Here is a 24,573-nt window from a genome sequence, read left to right as displayed (position 1 = left end):
TCAGTCCTTCGGTCGAAGGGCGCGGCAGTACCGCTCGAGCACGTCCAACAGGACGAGGGCGAGGGACTGCTGCGCCGGCCGGGAAGGGTTGCCGCGTCGGACGTCGACGAGTCGGAAGTCGTGCTGGAAGCTCAGCGCCTCGGCCGGGGGCAGCGCCGCGGCCAGGCCCTGCGCCAGGGCATGGGCGTGCGCGACCGGTGTCGCGCTGATCCGCCCCAGGCGGTGGAGGCCCGACCAGAGCGCGTTCAGGACCGTCTCGCGGTGGGGACGGTTGCAGATCGCCTCCGCCCACAGCGTCGAGACATCGGTGACGCGCTCCGGATGCTTGTCGAGAAACATGAAGGAAGCGAGTTCCCCACGGTCCGGATCGCGGATCAGCAGCACCTTGAACAGCACCAGCCGCGCCCGGTCGACGACCCGCGCGTCACCCGGCCGGCCCGGTGGCCGGCGCAGGACGCGGGTCAGGAGCGACACGACCCGGCCGGCCTCCTCGGTGTGCACGGTCAGCGTGGCGAACAGCATGGCGAGGGCGGACGCCGCTTCCTCGTCGCCGTCCGCGCTCGTCGTCACCAGGTGCCACAGGCGGTTGACCGCCTGGGTCGGCTCGCGGATGCCGAGTTCGCCGCCGTAGGCCATGGCCGCGGTCCACCGCTGCTGCGGGTTGCCGTGCGAGGCCCAGTACTTGGCCAGGCCGAGGGCGGCGGGGGTGGTCTCCTCGTTGAGGCACATCCACCACAGGAGATAGGCGGCCGTCGTCTGGCCGGTCCAGCCCGCCTCGCCACGCGACCACGGATGGAGGTACGACTGCTCGACCTCGTCGAAGTCGACCGCGGCCAGCCAGGCCAGGCCCTGCGCACACCGCACCGCGGACTCGCCCACCACCAGTTCCTGCAGCCATTCCCGCATCGCGTCCCAGAACGGGCTGTCGTAACGCCTGCACAGTTCGGCGAGGATGTGTCGGCGGTACTCGGGCCGACGGAACACCGGCAGCGGGCGGGTGGTGACACCGAGGCTGACCTGTTCGCTCGAGATCAGTCCGTCGCCGGTGGTCCGCCGCCGTCGCCCGGCGGGCAACGCGAGCGACCCGGGTTCCACGACCGGCCGCTCCCGGCCGGGCTGCTCGTCCCGCAGCCGGTCGGCCAGCAGCCGCTCCAGGCGGACGGCCTGGGCCTCCAACGTCCGGTGGTTGACGCCCTCCAGGAAGGCCAGCACCGTCACCTCCAGCACCTCCTGGACGCTCGGCTCCTTGTCGAACCACTCCTGGACCCGGGACGCGGAACCGGCCTCGAACTCGGCCAGGACCTCCCGGTAGGGCTCGCCGGCGGCGACCCGCCGAGCGATCCTCGCGACGTCGCCCATCGCGTACTCGTCGGTGAGCTGATCCGCCAGGGTCTCGGCCAGCGCCGGCTCGACGGACGTTCCGGCCAGCCAGCCCCGCAACACCGCCCGGAGGTCGGGCCGGTGCCAGGGGAACTGCCGAACCGTCTCCACGACGCCGTCGTGGTCCGCGGTGGTCACCACCAGGTACGCCTCGCACTCGCGGATCCGGTCGCGTACCGTCCGCCACGTGAAGTCCCGTTCCGCGACGCTGCCCTCGCCCTGGTGGTTCACCACCAGGTAGCCGTATCCGGGCTCGTAACTGCGCTGCGCCAACTCCTTGAGCGTGATGACGGAGGAGAGCACCACGAGCGGGAGGTGGGTGACGTCGCGAAGCAGGCCGAGCGCACTGGTCCGCTTTCCGCTGCCGGTGGCCCCGCACAGGACCACGATTCGTTCGGTGAGCAGCGCCTCCAGCGCCTCGTCGTACGCCGACGGGGGGATGAAGTGGCCCAGCTCGAGGTCCACCTCCGCGGCTTCGAGCTTGCCGGTCACCGGACGGCGGTCACGGCCCTCCCCACCGGCCACACCCACCACGTCGCTGGTGACCTGGCCGTTGAAAACCTGCATCACCTGCGGCAGGTGGTTCTGCCAACCGTTCTGTGGCCCCGCCGTCGCGGTGCCCGTGGCGTCGGTCGCGGGCGGCGCGTCCGGCCTGTCGCCGCGGCTGCCGCCACCCGCCGGCGGGACCGGATCGTTGTGGGGCACCCGTGGTCCCCGGTGGCCGTCCGCGTCGGCGCGTCCGCGGTCACCCGGGTCGCCGCCGGGTGCCGTCGAGGTGTCCGGGGCCGGCCGGTCGTCGGGTTCGCGCCCCGGGGCGGCGACCTCACCCACGGCCGTCCACCTTCTTGATGCCGATCACCTCGGCCTTGACGGGCCCGTGGAACTCGCTTATCACCTCCGCCTCGTACCGGCGGGTCCAGGCGTTCGGCTCGCCCGGCCGGGCCGCCGCCGGTGGGGCAGCCGTGGCGTCCGACCGCTCCTCGACGTCGGGTCGGCCGGGGTCGGTCGACCCGGCGTCGGGCGCGGGGTGGCTGTCGAGCAGGTCACGCAGTCCTTCGGCGCGGTAGCGGGGCACGTGCAGCCAGGCGTCCTCGCGGTACTCCTTCACCTTCACCGGCACCCGCACCAGATCCCGCGCCGGGTCGAGATGCGTGTGTCGCTGGGCCACGGTGTCCAGGTAGACCCGGTTGGAGAGGATGAGCACCAGGCCGATGTCGTCGGCCGCGTCCTGGATCCTGCGGGCGGCCCCGCAGTTCACCAGGCGACTCACCACGACGACGCCGGCGCCCACGTAGCCGTTCGCACCGGGAAAGGCCACACCGTGGTGGACGGCCAGGCGCAGCCGGAGACGGGCCGGCGTCGTCAGGTCGGCGTTGTAGCGGGCGACGCACCGGTCGAGAGCGGGAACGAAGTCGTCGATCAGCAGGTCTTCCGGGGCATCCGGGGGCAGCAGGGCCAGCTCGCCGTCACCGGCCGGCTGCCGTTGCCACGAGGAACGGTGGAGGTCGGCCCGCTCCGCGGCTTCGTCGAGCAGCCTCACCAGGGCTTCCTGGAAGCTGGCCTGCCGGCGGCCGTCCGCGGCGCCGTAACCGCGGGCGTCGACGGACACCAGCAGGCTCCGCCCGAAGGATTCCTGTCGCGCCATTCCGGCTCTCCGTCCCATCGAGGCCTCTCGTACCACCAGAGTGATACGAGCGCGTCCCGCAAATTCCGGGAAAAGTCGGCTTCGATGATGACGATATTCGGACGGGTCGAATCCTCACCCGCCGAGAACGGTTCAACCGCCGGCAGAGGCTCCCGCCGGCGCGACGTCGTCGCCCGGCCGGCTCAGCGACAGGTTCGCGCGGCCCCAGGTGAGCGTGCGGTCGAGCACCGCGCGCGCCATGATCGCGACACAGGTGCCGCCGTTGACGAACGAGGCCACCACGTCGCTGGGGTGGTGCATGCCCCGGTACATCCGGGTGAGCGCCACGCCGACCGGCACCAGCACCAGCAGCGTCCACCAGGTGACCTTGGCCGGGGTGCTGCGCGCCCGCAGCGCCAGCAGCACCGCGAGGCCGACGTAGAGCGCGGTCGCCGCCGAGGTGTGCCCGGAGGGGAAACTGGACGTCGGGGGAGAGGCGTCCATGTGCTCCACGGCCGGCCGGTTCCGGTCGATGACCATGGTGGTGAACAGGAAGATCAGCGCCTGCGCGCTGACCGCCGCGCACAGGAAGAGCGGCTCCCGCCAGCGGTGCAGCACCAGCCGCAGCACCAGCGCGGCCAGCACCGTCACCACGACGATCATCTGGGTGCTGGCCAGCGTGCTGAAGACCAGCGACACGTCGTTCCAGCCGGACGACCGGTCACCGGCGAACTCGCGGTTCACCGCGTCCTCCACGGTGAACGGCCAGGTGTGCGTGAGCACCCGGGTGACCAGCAGGCCCAGCCCCACCATCACGGCGAAGAGCAGGGCCACCGGCAGCAGGACGCGCCGGGCGATCTGGACCGCGACATCGGACATGAGCCGCCCTTTACCCAGGTGGCCGTCTTGTTACGCGTGTCGATCCTCCGGGTCGGCCAGTTCCGGCTCGACCCCCTCGCGCAGCGGGCGGGCCGGCCGCCGGCCGGCCCCGGTGCGCCAGGTGGCGAACGCGGCCGTGGTGGCGGCGACCGTGGCCACCCCCAGCACCCAGCCGCCCACCACGTCACTGGTCCAGTGCACGCCCAGCGCGATCCGGCTCAACCCGGTCACCACCGTGAGCAGCGTCGCCGCCGTCCAGAGCGCGATGCGGCCGGCGCGGTTGTCGCGGGCGAACGGCAGGAAGAGCAACAGCAGCACCCCGGCGGCCAGCGCCGCGTTCAGCGCGTGACCGGACGGGAAGGAGTAGCCGGCGGCCCGGGCCACCGGTTCGAGCAGGTCCGGCCGGTCCCGACCGACCAGCAGCTTGAGCAGCGCGCCGAGCAGGCCGCCGACAAGCATCGTGGTGACCACCCAGACCGCCAGCCGCGGCGCCCCGCGCCGCAGCAGCCAGACCACCGCCACCGCGGCGGCCACCCGCAGCGGACCCGGCCCGAACGCGTGCGTCCAGACCGTCATCACCCGGACCCACAGCGGATGGTGCACCGCATATCCGTGGAACGCGTCGGTGACCGAGGCGTCCAGCCGGAGCAGCGGCGGCCAGGCGCCCAGCACCAGCAGCGCGAGCAGGGCGAACGGCACCAGCACCAGGACCGCCGCGACCGCGGCCAGGCTGAGGCGCAGCCCCAGCGAGTGGTCGGGGTCGAGGCGGCGGCTCCGCCACGACCGGTCGCGCGTGGACGCCGGGCCGGTGCTGTTCATGCGCCGTTCACTACCCAGGGAAGGGCGCGGTCAGACTCGCCGGTCAGCGTCGGGCCTGCCGGAACCGGCGCACCACCAGCGCGGAGCCGGTGACCAGGGCGACGAGCAGGGCCAGGCCGATCCAGAGCCGTCCCGGGGCGGGGTCGTCGGTCTGGCCCGCCGCGCCGGCCGACCAGCCGGCCGGCTGCGGGCGACCGAACGGGTCGCCGCCCTGCCCCGCCGCCGCGGCCCGGGTGTCCGGGCCCTCGCCCGGGGCGGGACCGAAACCCACCACGCCGGGGGCGGCGTTGTCGTCGAGCGGGTTGCGGCCCACCGGCGCCACGTCGGCGGTGAGCGCGGCCACCGGGTCGACCATGCCGTACCCGAACCGGTCGTCCCGGCCGGTCGGGCCGAGATCCCGGGCGGTGCTGATCAGCCGGTTGACCACGTCCCCGGCCGGCATCCGCGGGTAGCGGGCCCGGACCAGGGCGGCCGTCGCGGCGACCAGCGGCGCGGCGAAGCTCGTCCCCTGCACCCGCCAGTAGCCGCCCCGGGAGCGGGCGCCGTAGAGGGCGGTGGCCGGGGCGCTGAGCGTGGTCTCGTGACCAGTGATCGAACCGGACCAGAGGTTCTCGCTGTCGCGGTCCAGGCCGGTGACCGCCAGCACGCCCGGCTCGCGGGCCGGGTACCAGACCTTGGTGGTGGTCGAGGTGGCCAGGTTGCCGGTGCAGGCGACCACCACCACGTCCCGGGCGAACGCGTAGTCGAGCGCCGCGGCCAGCGCCGGGCTGTCGCCGCCGCCCCCGAGCGACAGGTTCACCACCCGGGCGCCGTTGTCGACCGCCCAGCGCACCGCCTTCGCGATGATCAGCGCGTCGTCGTACCGGTTCTCCGCGTCCAGCACCCGGACCGGCAGGATCCGGGCGTCCGGCGCCAGCCCCACCACGCCGTGATCGTCGTCGGCCCGCCCGGCGATCAGCCCGGCCACCGTGGTGCCGTGCCCCACCGGGTCCGGCTCGTCCGTGCCGCCCGGCTCGACCAGGTCGAGGCCGGGCAGCACCTGACCGGCCAGGTCGGGGTGCAACGCGTCCACTCCCGAGTCGATCACCGCGACCACCACGCCACGCCCGGTCGACGTCCGCCAGGCGGTCTTCGCCCGCAGCTCCGCCAACTGCCACTGCTCGTCGCGGACCTGGTCGGCCCGGAACACGCGCTCCGGCGCGGACCAGGCCGGCACCTGGACGGTGGCCGGCGCGGCGTGTGCCGGCGGGGCCAGCGGGCCGGCCGTGACGGCCAACGCCGCCGCGCCGGCCAGCAGCGCGCGCCCGGCGAGACGCCGGGACGGCATGCCGGGAAGCCCCTGCCGATCCCTGGTCACATTCCCCAGCCATTCCGTCGCGTCCGACACATGCTGCTCGGAGATTACCGGTAGTCCCGGCCGTCCCGGGGCAACTCGGCGCACCCGGCTCATCCGGGCGGGAGATGAGCCAACTGCACCAGACGGACGCCCTCACGCCGGGTGACCAGGCGGGCCCGACCGGGCGGCAGCGGCCCGGCCTTCACCTGGCCGACGAGCGGCCCCTCCTCCGGGCCGCCGGACATCACCAGCCCGGCCGTGGACAGCTCCCGCAGCCGCTGGACGATCGGCTCGTACGCGGTCCGGCCGGCGCCGCCGGAGCGCCGCGCCAGCACCAGGTGCAGCCCGACATCCCGGGCGTGCGGCAGGTGCTCCTCCAACGCGCGCAGCGGGTTCGTCGGCCCGCCGGCCACCAGGTCGTAGTCGTCCACCAGCACGAACAGCTCCGGCCCGGTCCACCACGTGCGGGCGCGCAACTCGGCCGGGGTCACCTCCGGGCCGGGCTGCCGCCCCTGGAGGTAACCGGCCGCCGACTCGATCAGCTCGGTGGTGTGCGGCGCGGCCGTGCCGTACCCGATCAGGTGCGCGGTCTCGATGGCGCCCATCAGGCTGCGCCGGTAGTCGACCAGGATCACCCGGGCCTGCTCCGGGGTGAACCGGCGGACGATCGAGGTGGCCAGCGCGCGCAGGAACGAGGACTTGCCGCACTCGGCGTCACCGAAGACCACGAAGTTCGGCTCGGTGGCGAAGTCCAGCACCACCGGGGCCAGATCCGCCTCCGCCACCCCGACCGGGAACGCCAGCCCGGTCGTCGCGGTCTGGTCCAGTTCGGCGTACGGCAGCACCGGCGGGAGCAGCCGCACCCGGGGCGCCACCGGCCCGGACCACCCGTCGGCGACGGCCTTCACCAGGTCGACGGTTTCGTCCCCCAGCGCGGCCGACCGGGGCTCGGCGGTGAGGAAGTGCAGCCCGCCGGCGGTGATCCCGCGCCCCGGCCGCTCCTCCGGCACGGTGGCCGCCAGCGCGCGCTTGACCACCACCGAGTCGGCCGGGTCGCCGAGGCGCAGCTCCAGCCGGGAGCCGAACAGGTCACGGATCGCCGGGCGGAAGTCCGACCAGCGCAGCGCGCTCGCCACCACGTGCACCCCGTACGCCAGCCCCCGGGTGGCCAGCTCGGTGACCAGCGGTTCCAGGTCCTCGTACTCGCCGCGCAGCGTGTTCCAGCCGTCGACGACCAGGAACACGTCCCCGAACGGGTCGGCGCCGGCCGCCGGGGTCGTGGCCCGCCGCCGGCGCCACGCCGCCATCGACTCCACCCCGGACTCGGTGAAGCGCCGCTCCCGCTCGGCGAGCAGGCCGGCGACCTCCCCGACGGTACGGCGCACCGCGGTGCCGTCGGTCCGCCCGCTCACGCCGCCGACGTGCGGCAGGTCCCGCAGCGCGCCGAGCGTCCCGCCACCGAAGTCGAGGCAGTAGACCTGCACCTCGGCCGGGGTGTGGGTGAGCGCCAGCGCGCAGACCAGCGTGCGCAGCACCGCGGACCGGCCGCTGCGGGTGGTGCCGACCACCGCGACGTGCCCGGCCGCGCCGTCCAACGCCAGCCAGAACAGGTCCCGCCGCTGCTCGAACGGCTTGTCCACCACCGCCACCGGCACCTGCAACGCGCCGTGCAGCTCGGGATTGGCCACGGTGAGCCCGCGGACCGGGTCGACGCCGACCGGGCCGAGCAGCTCGTCGAGCGTGGGGGAGGCGTCCAGCGGCGGCAGCCACACCCGGTGCGCCGGTGGGCCCTGCCCGGCCAGCCGGTCGACCAGCAGGTCGAGCAGCGTCTCGCCGCTCTCCTCCTCGGCCGGCAGCGCGGCCGGCGCGGCCGGCGCGGGCACCGGCGCGAGGTGGGTGGAGAACGCGAGCACCCGCGCGGCGCCGACGCCGGACGCGCCCGCCGGGCCGATGCGTCGACGGACCGCGCCGGAGACGTACGCCGTCTTGAACCGGACCAGCGGCTCGGTGCCGGAGCGCAGGTACCCGTGCCCCGGGCTGCGGGGCAGCTCGTACGCGTCCGGCACGCCGAGCACCGTCCGGGACTCCAACGTGGAGAACGTGCGCAACCCGATCCGGTACGACAGGTGGGTGTCCAACCCCCGCAGCCGGCCCTCCTCCAGCCGTTGACTGGCCAGCAGCAGGTGCACGCCGAGCGACCGGCCCAGCCGGCCGATCTGCACGAACAGGTCGATGAAGTCGGGCTTGGCGGAGAGCAGCTCGGAGAACTCGTCGCAGATCAGCAGCAGCGACGGCAGCGGGGCGAGCGGACTGCCGGCCGCGCGCGCCCGCTCGTAGTCACGCACACCGGCGAAGTTGCCGGCCCGGCGCAGCAGCTCCTGGCGGCGCATCAGCTCCCCGTTGATCGCGTCGACCATCCGGTCGACGAGCGGCAGCGCGTCCGCCAGGTTGGTGATCACGGCGGCGGTGTGCGGCAGTCGCTCGAACGGCGCGAACGTGGCACCGCCCTTGAAGTCGACAAGCACGAAGTTGAGCTGCTCCGAGCTGTGCGTCGCGGCCAGGCCGAGCACCAGCGTGCGCAGCAGCTCCGACTTGCCGGAGCCGGTGGCGCCGATCAGCAGCCCGTGCGGGCCCATGCCGTCCAGCGCCGACTCCTTGAGGTCGAGGTCGATCGCCCCGCCGTCGGCGCCCACCCCGATCGGCACCCGCAGCCGGTCCCGGGCGGCGCGGGGCGCCCAGCCCTGCTCGGCGGTGAAACCGTCCGGGTCGCCGAGACCGAGCAGCTCCGGCAGGCCCGGCTCGGCGCCGGGCGGCGCGTCCGGCCCGCGTGCCGCGCCGGCCAGCCGCAGCGGCGCGAGCCGCCGCGCGACCGCCTCCGCGTCGGCCGTCGGCAACGCGTCGGCGGCGCCCACCTCGGCGGGCCCCTCCGCCGAGTGCGAGTGCAGCCGGCCGTCGACCAGGTCGAGCAGCAGCGCGTACCGGTCGAGCAGCCGGGGCGGCGGCGTGTCCAGGTCGAGCACGGTGACCGCGTCGATGCCGCCGTCGCCGGCCAGGTCGGCGGCCCCGGTCAGGTCGCCGCCGTCGAGCACCACCACGACGTGCGGCCCGTCGGTGGCCGGGCCGTGCGGGCTGAACCGGGACCGGCTGCCGAGCACGTCGTCGAGGAGCCGTTCCAGGTCGGCGGCGGCGCTGGTGACCAGCCGCACCGGGCCGAGCGCGTCGGTGCGCGCCGGGTGGTGGGCGTGCGGCAGCCACTTCACCCACTCCCACCGGTCCCGGCGCTCCGGGCCGGCGCAGACCGCGATCAGCAGCTCGTCCGGGGCGTGGAAGACGGCGAGCTGGGTGAGCACCGCCCGGGCCAGCGCCCGGGCGGCCGGCGAGCCGGTGCCGCGTACCTCGCCGGCCGGGCCGCGCACGAAGACCCGGGCGAAGCTGCGCAGCGACAGCGCCACCGGCAGGTCCGGCACCACCGAGTACGCGTCCAGGAAGCGCCGCAGCGCCCCGGCGGTCATCGGCTCCAGCTCCTCCAGCGGCCGGGTGACCGGCGGGACCAGCGGGGTGGCCAGCGTCTGCGGCCCGACGCCGACCCGGACCACCGCGAAGTCCGGGTCGCCCGGCCGGCGTTCCCAGACCCGGTGACTGTCGACGGTGGACCAGAGCCGTCCCGGCTCCGGGTGGCGGTAGGCGAGCCCGGCGCGCTGGGCGCCGGCCGTCTCCCGGACCCGGCGACGCAGCGTGGCCAGGTGGCGCAGGTACTCCCGCCGGGCGGCCATCAGCTCGGACTTCTTCGGGCCGCCGCTGCCCCAGGTGGTCACCAGCATGGCCAGCGAGGAGAGCCCGAACATGCCGCCCACCACGTACGAGTAGGCGCCGCCGCCCCGGCCGAACATCATCGCCATGGCCACCGTCCCACCGAGCATCGGCAGCACCATCAGCGCCTGCTGCCAGCGCCCGCCGGTCGCCACCGGGATCTCCGGCGGCGCCTCGACGGGCAGCTCACCGACCGGGATCTCCGGGGCCGGTCGGCGCGGCGGTCGCTTGATGACGACAGTGGACACGCGGCCTCCCATGGCTCTCGGTAACCCGAGCCTGGCTCATAGTAGGTAAAGTCCTTCCGTCCGTCAGCCCACCGTTCCGGCTCGATGATGGAGATGCGTCGATGACAAGCGGGCTCGCCCGGGTCACGATCAGCGCGCCCCGGCGACGGGTCGACGTGGCCCTGCCGGAGCAGGTTCCCCTGGCCGAGCTGCTGCCCGAGGTGCTCCGGCACGCCGGGGAGGGGCTCGCCGACGACGGCGAACGGCACGGCGGCTGGGTGCTGCGACGCACCGACGGCGCGGTGCTGGCCACCGCCCAGGCGCTGCTGCCGCAGGGCGTCCGCGACGGCGAGGTGCTGCATCTCGTACCGGCCCGCGCCGAGTGGCCCGAGCTGGAGTACGACGACGTGGTCGAGGCGATCGTGGACGGCGCCCGCCGGCGGGGCGCCGCCTGGTCGGCCGGGGCGACCCGGGCCGCCGCGCTGGCCGGCGCCGCCGTGCCGCTGGCGGTCGGGCTGGTCGCGGTGCTGTCCGCCGGTCCCGGCGGGCCCGGCTGGACGGTCGCCGCGGCGGGCGCCCTGATCCTGGTGCTCGCCGGCACCGCGGCCTCCCGGGCCTACGGCGACGGCCCGGTCGGCGTCACGCTCGGCGGGTACGCGCTGCCCTGGGCGGCGGCGGCCGGCGCGCTCGCGGTCGGTTCCGGCGACCCGGTCGGCCCGATTCCCGGCCTGCGTTGGGTCGGCGCCCCCGAACTGCTGGTCGGCTCGGTGGCGGTGCTGCTGGTGGCGGTGCTCGGCCTGCTCGGCGTGGCGCACCGGTCCCGGGTCCCGGTGGCCGGCGTGACGGTCGGCGCGGTCGGCGCGGTGGCCGCGCTCGGCGCGCTGCTGCTCGACCCGGCCGGCACCGCGGCCGTGCTGCTCGCCGTCCTGGTCTTCGCGCTCGGCGGGCTGCCGCTGCTGGCCATCCGGGTCGGCAAGCTGCCGCTGCCGCCACTCACCCTGCCCGCCCCCGCCGGCACCCGCGACCTGCCCGACCGGAGACGGGTGCACGCGGCCGTGGCCCGCGCCGAGGAGGCGTTGACCGGGATGCTGCTCGGGCACGCGGTGCTGGCCGTGGGCGCCGCCGCGGTGCTCGTCGCCGCCGGGGGGACCGCCGGGTGGCTGCTGGTCGCCGTCGCCTCCGGGGTGCTGCTGCTGCGCTCCCGGCTCTTCGTGGCGGTGCGGCACCGGGTGCCGGCCGTCGCCGCCGGCCTGGCCGGGTACGCGCTGCTCGGCGTGGTGCTGGCGGGCCGGGCCGGGCCCGGGGGCCGCCTCGCGCTGACCGTCGGCGGGCTGGCCCTGGCCCTGGTCGCGGTCACCGCCGGCGCCACGTACGCCCGTCGGCCCGTCTCGCCGTACCTCGGCCGGCTGGCCGACCTGACCGACACCGCGCTGGTGGTGGCCGTGGTGCCGGTGGCCTGCGCGGTGCTCGACCTCTACGACCGGGCCCGCGGCCTGCTCGCCTGAACAGCGAAAGGCCCGGGTCGCCGATGCGACCCGGGCCCGGGAAGTTTCGCCGTCAGTGCAGCGTCTCGCCGCGCTCCGCGGCCTCCTTGGCCCGGCGGTACGAGTTGACGATCTCCGCCTCCGCCTCGACCCGGCCCACCCAGGTCGCGCCCTCGACCGACTTGCCCGGCTCCAGGTCCTTGTAGACCTCGAAGAAGTGCTGGATCTCCAGCCGGTCGAACTCGCCCAGGTGGTGGATGTCGCGCAGGTGCTCCTGACGCGGGTCCTCGTAGGGCACGCAGAGGACCTTGTCGTCGCCGCCCTTCTCGTCCGTCATCCGGAACATGCCGATGGTGCGGCAGCGGATCAGGCAGCCCGGGAAGGTGGGTTCGGGCACCAGCACGAGCGCGTCCAGCGGGTCGCCGTCCTCGCCCAGGGTGCCCTCGATGAAGCCGTAGTCGGCGGGGTACTGCGTGGAGGTGAAGAGGGTGCGGTCCAGCCGGATCCGGCCGGTCGCGTGGTCCACCTCGTACTTGTTGCGGTGACCCTTGGGGATCTCAACCGTGACGTCGAAATCCATCTCCCACGCTCCCTCGTTTGCCCACGCTGGCTAACGGAACCACCGGCTCGCCGCCCGCACGGGAGAACGCCCCCGCCGGCTCCGGCCGCCGCATAGTGTTCGGACCGAAGTAGTGTCACCCAAGGTGATTTCGAGCGGGGAGGAGGGGGCCGTGGGGAGGGAAGACTCACACTACCGCCCCGGAGGGGTTGACGGGCGGCGGTCCGTCGGATCCGGTTCCGGCCCGGCCGGCGCCACCGGCCGGGTGTCCGTGCCGGGCGCCAACCTCACCCACCGTACGACTCCACCCACCGGCGCGGCCGACCCCGACGACCGGGCGGCCGGGCACTGGCCGGCCCCGGTGCCGGTGAGCCCACCGGTCCCACCGGTCGGCACCGCGCCGCCCCCGCCCACCCCGCCTCCGGTCCCGCCGCGCCGCCGCGGCCGGCTGGTCGCGGCGCTGGCCGGCGTGCTGGTGCTGGTCCTGGCCGTGGCCGGGCTGGCGGTGCTCCGCCCCGGCCCGGTGGCCGGCTGGCTGGGCAGCGGGGGCACCTCGTCCGGCGCGACCGCCGCACCGCCCGAGCCCGACCCGCCGGCGGTGCTGGCCGGGCCGGACGGCAACGCCCCGCTGCCCACCGTGGCCGGGCTCCGCGCCGCGCTGGACCCGCTGGTGCGCGCCGCCGCACTCGGGGACCGGGTGAACGTCTCGGTGGCGGACGTGACCACCGGCCAGGCGCTCTACGGCAGGGGAGCGGACGCGCCGACGGTGCCCGCCTCGGTGACCAAGCTCGCCACCGGCGTCGCGGTGCTCGCCGCGCGCGGCCCCGCGTACCGGATCCCCACCCGCGCGGTGGCCGGCCCGAACCCGGGCGAGGTGGTCCTGGTCGGCGGCGGTGACCCGACCCTCGCGGTGGACCGGAAGAACGCCTTCTACCCGGGCGCGGCCCGGCTGGACGACCTGGCCGCCCAGGTGCGCACCGCGCTCGGTGGCACCGCCCCGACCAAGGTCATCGTGGACGCGACGCTGTTCAGCGGCCCGGTCTTCGAACCCGGCTGGGACGCCGACATCCCCACCGGCGGGTTCGGCGCGGCGATCACCGCGCTGATGACCGACGGCGCCCGGAAGGACCCGGCGCAGGCCCGGCGTACCGCGGAGGAGACCAACCACGCCGCCGAGCGGGTTCCCCAGCCGGACCTGACCGCCGGCCGGCAGTTCGCCAAGCTGCTCGGGCTCACCGGGAGCGCCGCACAGGTGACCCGGGGCGCCGCGCCGCCCGCCGGCGGGTCCGGCACCGCGCCCGGCGCCGAGCTGGGCACTGTCGAGTCCCTGCCGATGATCCGGCTGGTCGACATCATGATCAGCGACAGCGACAACGTGATCGCCGAGGCGATGGCCCGCCAGGTGGCGCTGGCCAAGGGCCAGCCCGGGTCCTTCGTCGGCGGCGCGGCGGCCACCGACGAGGTGCTCGGCGGTCTCGGCCTGCCGGCCGGTGAGATCAGCCTGGCCGACGGCAGCGGGCTGTCCCGCACCAACCGGATCAGCCCGTCGCTGCTCACCGACCTGATCACGCTCGCCGGCAACGGGAGCCACCCCGAGCTGGCCGCGATCTTCGGCGGCCTGCCGGTCGGCGGCTGGTCCGGCACGCTCGACGAGCGCTACCAGGTGACCGCGACCCGGGCCGGCGCCGGCGTGGTGCGCGCCAAGACCGGCACGCTGAGCGGGGTGAACGCCATCGCCGGCACGGTCACCACGGTCGACGGCCGGCTGCTGACGTTCGCCGTGCTCACCGACCGGACGCAGGGCTCGCTCGACGAGACCCGGCAGGCGCTCGACCGGATCACCTCCGCGCTGGCCGGCTGCGGCTGCCGCTGACCGACCGGCGTCGATCCGCCGGTCCGAGCCCGGGTGGCGGTGTGCCGGCGCGGGTACGGTGGGTTCATGGCGCAGTTCGTGGACTGGGATCTGGCCGCCGCTACCGCGGGGGCGCTGAGCAAGTCGGGCCCCCGGGTGTCGTACGCCGAGGCCACCGACGTGGTCGGCGACCTGCGGCGGCTGACCGAGGAGGCCGCCGGGCACGTCGCCGACTACACCGGCCTGCGGGCCCAGGTGGCGCACCCGCCGGTCCGCGTGGTCGACCGCCGTGACTGGGCGGCGGCCAACATCGCCGGGCTGCGTGAGGTCGTCTCGCCGCTGGTCGAACGGCTCTCCGGGGACAAGCGACCGGGCGCGCTCACCGAGGCGATCGGCTCCCGGGTGACAGGCGTGCAGGCCGGCACCGTGCTGGCGTACCTCTCGGGCCGGGTGCTCGGCCAGTACGAGGTCTTCGCCGGCGACCCCGGCCAACTGCTGCTGGTGGCGCCGAACATCGTCGAGGTGGAGCGGAAGCTCGGCGCCGACCCGCGGGACTTCCGGCTCTGGGTGTGCCTGCACGAGGTCACCCACCGCACCCAGTTCACCGCCGTGCCGTGGATGCGCGCCTACTTCCTGGGCGAGGTGCAGGCGTTCGTGGACGCCTCACAGGGCGGCGAGCACCTGCTGGAGCGCCTGCGCCGTGGCGTCGCCACGCTCTCCGACGCGGTCAAGGACCCGGAGAGCCGGGCCAGCGTGCTCGACATCGTGCAGACCCCGGCGCAGCGCGCCGTACTGGACCGGCTGACCGCGCTGATGACGCTGCTGGAGGGGCACGCCGAGTTCGTGATGGACGGCGTCGGCCCGCAGGTCATCCCCAGCGTCGGGTCGATCCGGGCGTCGTTCAACCGCCGCCGCGAGTCCGGCAACCCGCTGGAGAAGGCGATCCGCCGGCTGCTCGGCATCGAGGTCAAGATGCGCCAGTACGCCGAGGGCCGGAAGTTCGTGCACGGCGTGGTGGACCGGGTCGGCATGGCCGGCTTCAACAAGATCTTCTCCTCCCCGCTCACGCTGCCCCGGCTCGACGAGCTGGGCGACCCGGACGCCTGGGTGTCCCGGGTGCACGGGCCGGCCGGTGCCACCCCGACCGCCGGCTGAACCGGCCGCCCCGACCGGGCCGCCCACGTCGGCGGGACCGGCCGCGTCGACCGAACCGGGCACACCGACGGGACCGGTGACGCCGCCGGCGCCCGCGCTGGCACCGTCAGTGGCCGCCGTGCGGCTCGCCGTACGCCGGCTGCTGACCGACCTGCCCGGGCCCGGACCGGTGCTGGTGGCCTGCTCCGGCGGGGCCGACTCGCTGGCGCTCGCCGCGGCCACCGCGTTCGTGGCGCCCCGGCTCGGCCGCGCGGCCGGCCTGGTGACCGTCGACCACGGCCTGCAGGCCGGTTCGCCCGAGCGGGCCGACGCGGTCGCCGGCTGGGCCCGCGCGGCCGGGTTCGACCCGGTCGAGGTGGTTCCGGTACGGGTGGCCGGGCGCGACGGCGGCCCCGAGGCGGCCGCCCGGGAGGCCCGCTACGAGGCGCTTGTCGCCGCCGCCCGGCGGCACGACGCGGCCGGGGTGCTGCTCGGGCACACCCGGGACGACCAGGCGGAGACCGTGCTGCTCGCGCTGGCCCGGGGCGCCGGGCCACGCGGACTGTCCGGGATGCCGGAGCGGCGCGAGCGGGACGGGGTGCCGCTGCTGCGTCCGCTGCTCGACGTGTCCCGGTCCGACACCCGGGCGGCCTGCGCCGCGCTCGGGCTGGCGGCGTGGACCGACCCGCACAACGCCGATCCCGCGTACGCCCGGGCGCGGGTCCGGGCCGACGCGTTGCCGGCGCTCGTCGACGCGCTCGGGCCGGGTGTGGTGGCGAACCTGGCCCGGACCGCGCGCCTGCTCGCGGCGGACACCGCCGCGCTCGACGCGCTGGCCGGCGACGCGCTCGCCGACGTCCGGGCCGCCGGTGGCGGGCTGGCGGTCGACCGGCTGGCCGCGTTGCCGGCGGCGGTCCGTACCCGGGTGCTGCACGCCTGGGCGCGGGAGCTGGGCGCCGCGCCGGCCGCGCTGTCCCACCGGCACGTGGCGGCGCTGGACGCGCTGGTCACCGCCTGGCGTGGCCAGGGCCCGGCGTACCTGCCCGGCGGCCTCCAGGTGCACCGCCACACCACCCGCCTGGTGCAAGGAGGGGCCCCCGCTTAACGCCTTCTGCATAGGCGGGGCCCCCGCTTGACACCAGAGGCTCAGGCGTCGGCGCGCTCGCGGAACGTGGTCCGGTAGGCGTGCGGCGTGGTGCCGACCCGGCGGGTGAAGTGGTGCCGCAGCGCCGCCGCGTCACCGAAGCCGGCCCGGTCGGCGACGCTCTCCACGCTGAGCCGGGTGTCCTCCAGCAGCCGCCGGGCCAGCAGCACCCGCTGGTTGGTCAGCCAGTCGTGCGGTGTGGTGCCGGTCTCGGCGCGGAACCGGCGGGCGAACGTACGCGGGGCCATCCCGGCCCGGGCGGCCAGCTCGTCCACGGTCACGCCGCGGTCGAGGTGGCCCATCAGCCACTCCAGCACCGGTTCGAGCGTGGGCGCCTCCGGCGCCCTCGGGATCGGCGCCTCGACGTACTGCGCCTGGCCGCCGTCGCGGTGCGGCGGGACCACCATCCGCCGGGCCAGCCGGGTGGCGGTCGCCGAGCCGTGCTCCTGGCGGACGAGGTGCAGGCAGGCGTCGATCCCGGCGGCCGTGCCGGCGCTGGTGAGCAGCCGGCCGTCCTGGACGTAGAGCGAGTTGCACCGGACCCGGGCCCGGGGATTGCGACGCTGCAACTCGTCGACGTAGAGCCAGTGGGTGGTGCACTCCCGGTCGTCAAGCAGGCCGGCCGCGCCGAGCACGAACGCGCCCGAGCAGACGCTCAACACGTACGCCCCGCGGGCGGCGGCCCGGCGCAGTGCCGCCGGCACGGCGGGCGGGATGGCCCGCAGGTCGTCCTCGCCGGGCACGGCGACGCCGCTGAAGTGCGCGGGGACCGCGACGAGGTCGGCGTCGTCGAGCGGGGCCAGGTCGGCATGCGGCTGGAGGTGGAACCCGGACGAGGTGCGCACCGCCCCGCCGTCGGGCGAGCAGACCTGGAACCGGTAGGCGGGGAAGCCGTCGTCGGTGCGGTCGGTGCCGAACACCTCGGCGAACACGCCCAACTCGAACGTGGCCACCCGGTCCATCGCCAGCACCGCCACCGAGCGCAACATGTGACGAGGGTAACCCGGTGGGTGGCAGGAAATCGATGCTCGCGGGCATTTCTGCCACTGTCCGGGTCGGACGGCGGGTCGCAGACTTGGTGGTGTCCGGTGCGCACCGGCGGCGAAAAGCGAACCAACCATGCGAAAGCGAGCGCCGCCATGACCGTTCTGCTGCTCCTGCTGTTCCTGCTCCTGCTGGCCGGCGCCAGCGCCCTCGGGTTCACCGCCGACACCCGCGACTCGGCCGACTGGAAGCCGACCGACGACGGGCGGCGCTGGCGCTCCCGTACCTGCTGAGGTGAATTGCTCCGTTCGCGCCGAAGATCCCCGGCGGGACCGCGCCAAAAGGGGCGGCCCCGCCGACGGCGACCATCCGGCGTACGGCAGGCTAGGAGCATGGCTGACGGCTCCTGGTACGACGCCGACATCGACCACGTGATCATCTCCGAGGCGCAGATCCGCGAGAAGACCGCGGAACTCGCCAAGCAGGTCTCGGCGGACTACGCGCACGTCGAGGACGGTCTCCTGCTCGTCTGCGTGCTCAAGGGCGCGGTCATGTTCATGGCCGACTTCGCCCGCGCGTTGGGCCGCCAGGGCCCGCCCGCCGAGCTGGAGTTCATGGCCGTCTCGTCGTACGGCCAGGGCACCACCTCGTCCGGGGTGGTCCGCATCCTCAAGGACCTGGACCGGGACGTCGCCGGCCGGCACGTGGTGGTGGTCGAGGACATCGTCGACTCCGGCCTCACCCTGTCCTGGCTGCTGCGTTACCTGGAGTCGCGCTCCGCGGCCAGCGTCGAGGTGGTCGCCCTGTTCCGCAAGCCGGACGCGGTCAAGGTGCAGGTGCCGGTGAAGTACGTCGGCTTCGACATCCCGACCGAGTTCGTGGTCGGCTACGGGCTCGACTTCGGCGAGCGCTACCGCGAGGTGCCGTACGTCGGGGTGCTCAAGCCCGAGGTCTACGCGCGGGCCTGAGCGCCGCCGCCGAGCCGCTCGTCAGCGGACGTTCAGCGGGCTCTCAGCCTTTCGGTCTACGGTAGGGGCCGGTGACGTGGAGGCACTCTCCACGCCCGACCCTCCGAGCCGCGTGACCGTGCGGCATGGGCCGGTCGGGTGCGGAGCTCCCCGCCACGCCGGCTCAAACCCTGGTTCGCCGTACGCGTAAGTGCCGGGCTCGCAAGCTCACACCTCGCTCGTACGGTGTACCGTCGAGTGACCGTGGTGCGGCAGTTCGCGCGCCCCGGGGGTCGGGCCGGCCCGCACGGCGGCCCCGGCCGCCGCCCGAGGCGGCGACACCATTCAGACGGTCAGGACGTCGATCAGGAGGATGCGGGCGCCTCGGTGCCCGACGACAGCATGGAACGTACGCGTTTCTTCCGCCGACCGGTGGTCTGGATCATCCTGGTCATCCTCGGCGCCGTTGTGCTCAGTCAACTGTTCACCGCTGGTCCGAGCTACCACCGGGTGGACACGTCCGTCGCGCTCGACCAGCTCAACAAGGGTGGTATCGAGAAGGTCGTCTTCCAGGACAAGGAGCAGACGCTCCAGCTCGACCTGAAGGACAAGGCCAAGTTCGACGACACCACCACCGACAAGATCGAGGCGCAGTTCCCGTACGAGGTCGGCGGCCAGGTCTGGAACCAGGTCCGCGAGGCCGAGGCGGCGGACCGGATCACCGGCCCGGTCGACACCAAGGTGTCGTCGGACAGCATCTGGGTCAGCCTGCTGGTCAATCTCCTCCCCATCGCGCTGCTCGTGCTCCTGCTGCTGTTCTTCATGTCGCAGATGCAGGGCGGCGGCTCGCGGGTGCTCAACTTCGGCAAGTCCAAGGCGAAGATGATCACCAAGGACACGCCGAAGACGACCTTCGCGGACGTGGCCGGGGCGGAAGAGGCCGTCGAGGAACTGCACGAGATCAAGGACTTCCTGCAGAACCCGGCGAAGTACCAGGCCCTGGGCGCCAAGATCCCGAAGGGCGTGCTGCTCTTCGGCCCGCCCGGTACCGGTAAGACGCTGCTGGCCCGCGCCGTGGCCGGCGAGGCCGGCGTGCCCTTCTACTCCATCTCCGGCTCCGACTTCGTCGAGATGTTCGTCGGTGTCGGCGCCAGCCGGGTCCGTGACCTGTTCGAGCAGGCCAAGTCGAACGCGCCGGCGATCGTCTTCGTCGACGAGATCGACGCGGTCGGCCGTCACCGTGGCGCCGGCATGGGCGGCGGCCACGACGAGCGGGAGCAGACGCTCAACCAGCTCCTGGTCGAGATGGACGGCTTCGACACCAAGGGCGGCGTCATCCTGATCGCCGCCACCAACCGGCCGGACATCCTCGACCCGGCGCTGCTGCGCCCGGGCCGGTTCGACAGGCAGATCCCGGTCGACGCCCCCGACATGGAGGGCCGCAAGGCCATCCTGCGGGTGCACGCCAAGGGCAAGCCGTTCGCGCCCGACGTCGACCTCGACGCGGTGGCCCGGCGTACCCCGGGCTTCTCCGGCGCCGACCTGGCCAATGTGATCAACGAGTCCGCGCTGCTCACCGCGCGCAAGGAGCAGCGGGCGATCTCCAACGACTCGCTCGAGGAGTCGATCGACCGGGTGATCGCCGGCCCGCAGCGTCGCACCCGGGTGATGAGCGACCAGGAGAAGAAGATCACCGCGTACCACGAGGGTGGGCACGCGCTGGTCGCCTGGGCGCTGCCGCACGCCGCGCCGGTGCACAAGGTGACCATCCTGTCCCGGGGCCGGTCGCTGGGGCACACGCTGGTCCTCCCGACCGAGGACAAGTACACCCAGACCCGGGCCGAGATGATCGACACCCTGGCGTACGCGCTGGGCGGCCGGGCGGCCGAGGAACTCGTGTTCCACGAGCCGACCACCGGCGCCGGCAACGACATCGAGAAGGCCACCCAGTTGGCCCGCGCGATGATCACGCAGTACGGCATGAGCTCCAAGCTCGGTGCGATCAAGTACGGCACCAGCGGTGACGAGCCGTTCCTCGGCCGCAACATGGGCCACGAGAGGGACTACTCGGACTCGGTGGCCGCCGAGATCGACAGCGAGATGCGCGCGCTGATCGAGCTGGCGCACGACGAGGCCTGGGAGATCCTGGTGGAATACCGGGATGTGCTGGACACCATGGTCCTTGAGCTGATGGAGAAGGAAACGCTCTCCACCGCCGATATGGCGCGGATCGCCGCCCGGGTGGTCAAGCGCCCGCCGATGGCGCCCTATCACGGCTTCGGCAAGCGCCTGCCCTCCACCGAGCCGCCGGTGCTCACCCCGGCCGAGAAGGACGCGCTGCAGAAGCAGGCCACCGCCGACGGCATCTCGGTCGGCGGCGCCAGCAACAACTCGGACGGTACGCACTGAGCACCGACCCGACGGCCGGCTCCCCCCACCGGGAGCCGGCCGTTTCCGCGACCGAGCCCGACGGGGACGACGCGCTCGACTACGTGGCCGCGCGCCTGATCAGCGGCAAGCTCACCGGCGGCCCGGTCGAGGACAGCGTCGACCTGGGCCGGATCGAGAAGGCGGTCCGGGAGATCCTCATCGCGGTCGGTGAGGACCCGGACCGGGACGGCCTCCAGCAGACACCGGCCCGGGTCGCCCGCGCGTACGCCGAACTCTTCGCCGGCCTGCGCGTCGACCCGGCGCAGGTGCTCCGCACCACCTTCGAGGCCAACCACGAGGAGCTGGTGCTCGTCCGGGACATCGACGTGATGAGCCTGTGCGAGCACCACCTGCTGCCGTTCCGGGGCAGCGCCCACATCGGCTACATCCCCGGGCCGGACGGCCGGATCACCGGCCTGTCCAAGCTGGCCCGACTGGTCGAGGTGTTCGCCCGCCGGCCGCAGGTGCAGGAGCGGCTCACGTCGCAGATCGCCGACCTGCTGATGTCCAGCCTGGCCCCGCGCGGCGTCATCGTGGTGCTCGAGTGCGAGCACATGTGCATGGCGATGCGCGGCATCCAGAAGTCCGGCGCCAAGACCATCACCTCGGCGGTCCGGGGCGGCCTCCAGAACGACGCCAAGTCGCGGGCCGAGGCGATGGCGCTGATCATGCACCGCTGACCCGACCGGCATCCACGCTGCCCGGCGTGGCCGTGGTCGTCCCCGGGGCCGGTCAGCCGGGCAGCATGGCCAGCAGCAGACCGGCGGCGGTGAGCACGGCCGGGACCAGGCAGACCAGCGCGCCGAACCGGGGCGTCCGGTCCACCCGGTCGGTCGGGCGCGGACGGAACACCCGCCCGACCGCCAGCCAACCCAGCATGAACGCCACCGCCGGCAGCGGCAGCCCCACCAGCAGCGCCAACACGGTCACCGGCCCGGCACCCGCGACCGCGTAGAGGACGAGCTGCAGCAGCGGCACCACCAACGCCAACGGCCCGTACACCAGCAGGTTGCGCGGGCGGGCCGGCCAGCGGGCCAACCGGGGCAGGCCGTGCGCGGCCAACGCGTCGTCCGCGGCGTCCGCCCAGCCGCCGGCAGCCCGCAGCGCCGCCAGCACGGCGGACGGCCCACCCGCCATCGACCGGGCCGCCTCGCTCACCTCAGGCGGCGTCGGGGCCAGCGAGATCGCCGGTACGCCCAGCTCACGCAGCCGGGACTGCTGCGCGGCCAGCCGCTCGCGTACCCCGGTCAGCTCCTCGCGGGCCGCCGTCACCGACCGGGCCTGCTCCCCGGCGGCGGTCGCCGCCGCCCGGCGTACGCCGTCGAGCTGCCGCGCCGCCGCGACGTACTCCGCCCAAGCCGACTCGGCCGGGTCCACCGGCACCGTCGGATCACCCACGCGCGGCCCGGGCACCGCCGTCGGAGCCCCGCTCATCGGGCCGCCTCCCCGGTGCCGAACGGCACGAAGACCGTGCCCTGCTCCTCCGGGCCGTCCCACAGCACCGCGCGACCGGGCCGGGGATGCCACCACACCGGCCGGTCGAAGAGTCGCTCCAGCCGCCCACCCGGCACGTCGGTGACCGCCACGGCGGTCAGCTTGTCCACTTCGCCCCCGGGCCCGAGCAGCCCGGCCAGCGGCGCCGGGGTACGCCACCAGCCGAGCAGGTGCCGGCCGGCCGGCGGACCCTCCAACAGCAACGACCGCAGCAGCTCCGGCGGCAACTCGGCGGCGTCCGGCACGTCCAGCCCGAACACCACCAGGTAACCCGGCTCGTCCGCCTCGATGGCCGCCCGCAACCCGCCGGCGTCGACCGTCTCCACCCGGTGCCGCCCGGCCAGCTCGGCCGCCAGCACGCCGGCCGGCTCGGCCGACCCGTTCGCCAGCGGCGCCAGCACGAACCGCCCGGCGTCCGGGTGCGCCGCCGCCGCGCTGCGCACGGCGGTGACCAGCAGCCGCTCGGCCTCCTCGTCCCCACCCAACACCGCCAGGTTCCGGCCCGCGACCGGCCCGAGCGGCACCGCCACCGTGGTGCGCCGGACGTCCACCGCGCGACCCAGCAGCGCGGCCGGCGCGTGCACCCGCCCGGCCAACGCGGCCCGGTGCCGCGGATCGTTGGCGAGCAGCGGGCGGGCGTAGCCGGCGAACACCACCGGCGGGGCCACCGACTCCGGCCTCGCCGACCACAGCCGCCGTCGCAGGTCGGCGAGGACGTCCGGATCCCCGTACGGGTCCGGGAAGCGGATCATCCGCTCGTGGCCGCGGGTCGCGCCACGCGGGCCGCCCAGGCCCCCGGCCGTGTTCACCACCGCGCTGCCCACCGGCAGGCCGGCCGCCGAGTCGTTCGCCGGCTCCAGCACCGCCGAGCCGCCGGGCAGCGCCACCCGCACCGGGAACTGGCCGAGCAGCGGATCGCGCGGACCACCGATGCCCAGGTCACCCTCGCCGGCCAGGACCAGATGGATCCCGTACGCGCGGGCGACCCGGGCCAACGCGTCCAGCCGGGCCAGCAGGTCGGTGGCGAGCCGGTCCCGGTCGCGCAGCACCAGCGGGAAGTTGTCGATCACACAGACGATCCGGGGCAGCGGTTGGTGCTGGCGCAGCTCGGCGTACCGCTGCCCGCCGGCCCGCCGGGACGCCTCCTCACGGCGGCGCGCCTCCGCCTCCAGCTCACCGAACAGGTCCGCGACGTACTCCCGGTCGGCGGCCATCCCGGCGGCGCGGACCTGCGGCACCCAGGAACGGTCCCGCTCGGTCTGGAGGAACTCCACGAAGGACTCCCCGTCGCCCAGGTCGGCCAGGTAGAGCTCCAGCTCGTCCGGGCCGTACCGGGCGGCCAGCCCGAACAGCGTGTCGGTGAGGAACGCCGAACGCCCGGCCTGCGACCGGCCGCTCACCAGCCAGTGCGGGGTCAGCTCGGTGAACCCGAGACTCACCGGGCGCCCGGCCGCGTCACCGACAGTGGTGCTGAGCCCGTCGGCCGAGCCGTCGGTCCACAGCCCGTCGGTCGGCAGTAGATCGGCCAGGGCGAGCCGGGACCCGTCCTCCACCTGCCGGGCCAACCGGTCGCACACCGCGGCGACCAGTTCGGCCGACGGATCGTCCTCGACGAAGACCGGGGAGTTGAGACCGCCCGGCGGCTCCGCGCCGGGGCTCCCGAGCGCCGCGCCCGGCGGATCACCGACCAGCGCGTACGCCGTACGGACGGTGATCGTGGTGGCCTGCGGCAGCGGTGGTTGGCCGGACCAGCCGGCCACCACCAGGTGCAGCCCCGCCCGGTGCCCCAGGGCGGCGAGTTCCCCGATCCGGGTCAGGTCGGAGGGCGCGACACCGTCCGGCAGGGCGGCCAGCACGACCAGCAGCGTACGGTCGTGTCCGCGTTGCCGGGCGGTGCCGGCGGCCACCCACTGCTCGGCCTCGGCGAGCACCGCCCGCAGCCCCGCGACGTCGGTGGCGGGCGGCGGCAGCAGACCGGCATCGGCCAGCGCCGCGAAGCCCGCGAAGGTGCCGGCCGGGTCGGTGCCGTCGACGGCCCGGGCCAGCAGCGCGCCGGCCGGGGTGGCGGCGAAGAGCCGCAGCAGGAGTGCCCGGAGCAGCCCGGCGACGCGCGGGTCGCGCGCGTCGGCGTCGACGGCCAGATGGCCGCTGTCGAGCAGGGGCACCAGCGCGGGGAACCGGGCATCTTCCAGCGGCGCGGCGGTGCCCACCCGGACCAGCGGCGGCGGGCGGTCACCGGGCGGCGTCGCCACGGCCAGCTCCTCCAGCGCCGTGCCGGCCCAGCCGGGCGCGGCGAGCGCCGCCGCGGTACTCAGCCGCTCGGCCAGCTCGTACTGCCGATGGTGGTCGGCGGGGGCGGGACGGATCTCGTCGAGGATGCCGGCGGCGGCGGTCGCGGCAGCCTCCGCCCGCCGATGCAGGACGGCGGCCCGGCCGGCTCGCGCCTTCGGACTCGCCATCGCGTCCACCT

The 24,573-nt window shown here is 74.9% G+C and carries 18 protein-coding genes; 8 read left to right on the top strand and 10 right to left on the bottom strand.

Annotated elements, in window-relative coordinates:
• The 6 genes from OG767_RS30590 to eccCa form a co-directional block, all read right to left on the bottom strand.
• On the bottom strand, positions 1-2,211 hold the full coding sequence (locus OG767_RS30590) for a hypothetical protein (RefSeq protein WP_405091545.1): 2,211 nt from the start codon (positions 2,209-2,211) through the stop codon (positions 1-3).
• The gene (locus tag OG767_RS30585) at positions 2,204-3,025 is read right to left on the bottom strand and encodes a hypothetical protein (protein WP_405091544.1); all 822 of its coding nucleotides are present in this window, start codon (positions 3,023-3,025) and stop codon (positions 2,204-2,206) included. Before OG767_RS30585 ends, OG767_RS30590 begins: the two co-directional genes overlap by 8 nt.
• Before the next feature lie 132 nt (positions 3,026-3,157).
• Positions 3,158-3,883 carry a phosphatase PAP2 family protein gene (locus OG767_RS30580; protein WP_405091543.1) on the bottom strand — a complete coding sequence of 242 codons (726 nt, stop codon included), beginning with the start codon at positions 3,881-3,883 and terminating at the stop codon, positions 3,158-3,160.
• Positions 3,884-3,913: 30 nt separating this feature from the next.
• Positions 3,914-4,702 (bottom strand): phosphatase PAP2 family protein, encoded by a 789-nt coding sequence (locus OG767_RS30575; protein WP_405091542.1) that lies wholly within the window; start codon positions 4,700-4,702, stop codon positions 3,914-3,916.
• Positions 4,703-4,745: 43 nt separating this feature from the next.
• Positions 4,746-6,029 (bottom strand): type VII secretion-associated serine protease mycosin, encoded by a 1,284-nt coding sequence (mycP, locus tag OG767_RS30570; RefSeq protein ID WP_405091541.1) that lies wholly within the window; start codon positions 6,027-6,029, stop codon positions 4,746-4,748.
• Between the two features lie 119 nt (positions 6,030-6,148).
• Positions 6,149-10,096, bottom strand: a complete 3,948-nt coding sequence (gene eccCa, locus OG767_RS30565; RefSeq protein WP_405091540.1) for a type VII secretion protein EccCa — start codon at positions 10,094-10,096, stop codon at positions 6,149-6,151.
• A 101-nt stretch (positions 10,097-10,197) separates the two neighbouring features.
• On the opposite strand from eccCa, the gene eccD reads away from it, so the two are divergent.
• Positions 10,198-11,580, top strand: a complete 1,383-nt coding sequence (gene eccD / locus OG767_RS30560; RefSeq protein WP_405091539.1) for a type VII secretion integral membrane protein EccD — start codon at positions 10,198-10,200, stop codon at positions 11,578-11,580.
• Positions 11,581-11,632: 52 nt separating this feature from the next.
• Here the strand turns inward: eccD and OG767_RS30555 are convergent, their stop codons facing one another.
• Positions 11,633-12,139 carry an inorganic diphosphatase gene (locus OG767_RS30555; protein WP_091070192.1) on the bottom strand — a complete coding sequence of 169 codons (507 nt, stop codon included), beginning with the start codon at positions 12,137-12,139 and terminating at the stop codon, positions 11,633-11,635.
• A gap of 427 nt (positions 12,140-12,566) precedes the next feature.
• Between OG767_RS30555 and dacB the strand changes: the two genes are divergently transcribed.
• The 3 genes from dacB (at position 12,567) to tilS (ending at position 16,209) form a co-directional block, all read left to right on the top strand.
• Complete coding sequence (gene dacB / locus OG767_RS30550) at positions 12,567-13,991, top strand: D-alanyl-D-alanine carboxypeptidase/D-alanyl-D-alanine-endopeptidase (protein ID WP_405094355.1); 1,425 nt, start codon at positions 12,567-12,569, stop codon at positions 13,989-13,991.
• Between the two features lie 66 nt (positions 13,992-14,057).
• Positions 14,058-15,125: a zinc-dependent metalloprotease gene (locus tag OG767_RS30545; RefSeq protein ID WP_405091538.1), complete on the top strand. Its 1,068-nt coding sequence runs from the start codon at positions 14,058-14,060 to the stop codon at positions 15,123-15,125.
• A gap of 76 nt (positions 15,126-15,201) precedes the next feature.
• Positions 15,202-16,209: a tRNA lysidine(34) synthetase TilS gene (gene tilS / locus OG767_RS30540; protein ID WP_405091537.1), complete on the top strand. Its 1,008-nt coding sequence runs from the start codon at positions 15,202-15,204 to the stop codon at positions 16,207-16,209.
• A 41-nt stretch (positions 16,210-16,250) separates the two neighbouring features.
• Here the strand turns inward: tilS and OG767_RS30535 are convergent, their stop codons facing one another.
• Positions 16,251-17,237 carry a GlxA family transcriptional regulator gene (locus OG767_RS30535; RefSeq protein ID WP_405091536.1) on the bottom strand — a complete coding sequence of 329 codons (987 nt, stop codon included), beginning with the start codon at positions 17,235-17,237 and terminating at the stop codon, positions 16,251-16,253.
• A gap of 150 nt (positions 17,238-17,387) precedes the next feature.
• On the opposite strand from OG767_RS30535, the gene OG767_RS30530 reads away from it, so the two are divergent.
• The 4 genes from OG767_RS30530 (at position 17,388) to folE (ending at position 21,289) form a co-directional block, all read left to right on the top strand.
• The gene (locus OG767_RS30530) at positions 17,388-17,525 is read left to right on the top strand and encodes a hypothetical protein (RefSeq protein WP_199199870.1); all 138 of its coding nucleotides are present in this window, start codon (positions 17,388-17,390) and stop codon (positions 17,523-17,525) included.
• A 99-nt stretch (positions 17,526-17,624) separates the two neighbouring features.
• On the top strand, positions 17,625-18,200 hold the full coding sequence (hpt, locus tag OG767_RS30525; protein WP_405091535.1) for a hypoxanthine phosphoribosyltransferase: 576 nt from the start codon (positions 17,625-17,627) through the stop codon (positions 18,198-18,200).
• A 381-nt stretch (positions 18,201-18,581) separates the two neighbouring features.
• A complete protein-coding gene (ftsH, locus tag OG767_RS30520) occupies positions 18,582-20,588 on the top strand; it encodes an ATP-dependent zinc metalloprotease FtsH (RefSeq protein ID WP_405091534.1) in 2,007 nt (668 codons plus the stop codon).
• A gap of 83 nt (positions 20,589-20,671) precedes the next feature.
• Positions 20,672-21,289 (top strand): GTP cyclohydrolase I FolE, encoded by a 618-nt coding sequence (folE, locus tag OG767_RS30515; protein WP_107159537.1) that lies wholly within the window; start codon positions 20,672-20,674, stop codon positions 21,287-21,289.
• 52 nt (positions 21,290-21,341) lie between these two features.
• Here folE and OG767_RS30510 read toward each other — a convergent pair whose 3' ends face one another.
• Positions 21,342-22,043 carry a hypothetical protein gene (locus tag OG767_RS30510; RefSeq protein WP_405091533.1) on the bottom strand — a complete coding sequence of 234 codons (702 nt, stop codon included), beginning with the start codon at positions 22,041-22,043 and terminating at the stop codon, positions 21,342-21,344.
• Positions 22,040-24,571, bottom strand: a complete 2,532-nt coding sequence (locus OG767_RS30505) for an FtsK/SpoIIIE domain-containing protein (protein ID WP_405091532.1) — start codon at positions 24,569-24,571, stop codon at positions 22,040-22,042. The genes OG767_RS30510 and OG767_RS30505 overlap by 4 nt, the downstream gene beginning before the upstream one ends.
• Positions 24,572-24,573 lie beyond the last annotated feature (2 nt).

Origin of the sequence: Micromonospora sp. NBC_01392 (assembly GCF_045040125.1) — a bacterium.
In the GTDB taxonomy this organism is placed as follows: domain Bacteria; phylum Actinomycetota; class Actinomycetes; order Mycobacteriales; family Micromonosporaceae; genus Micromonospora.
Note: the sequence above shows the minus strand (reverse complement) of the source record. Positions and strands in the feature narration are given on the sequence as shown.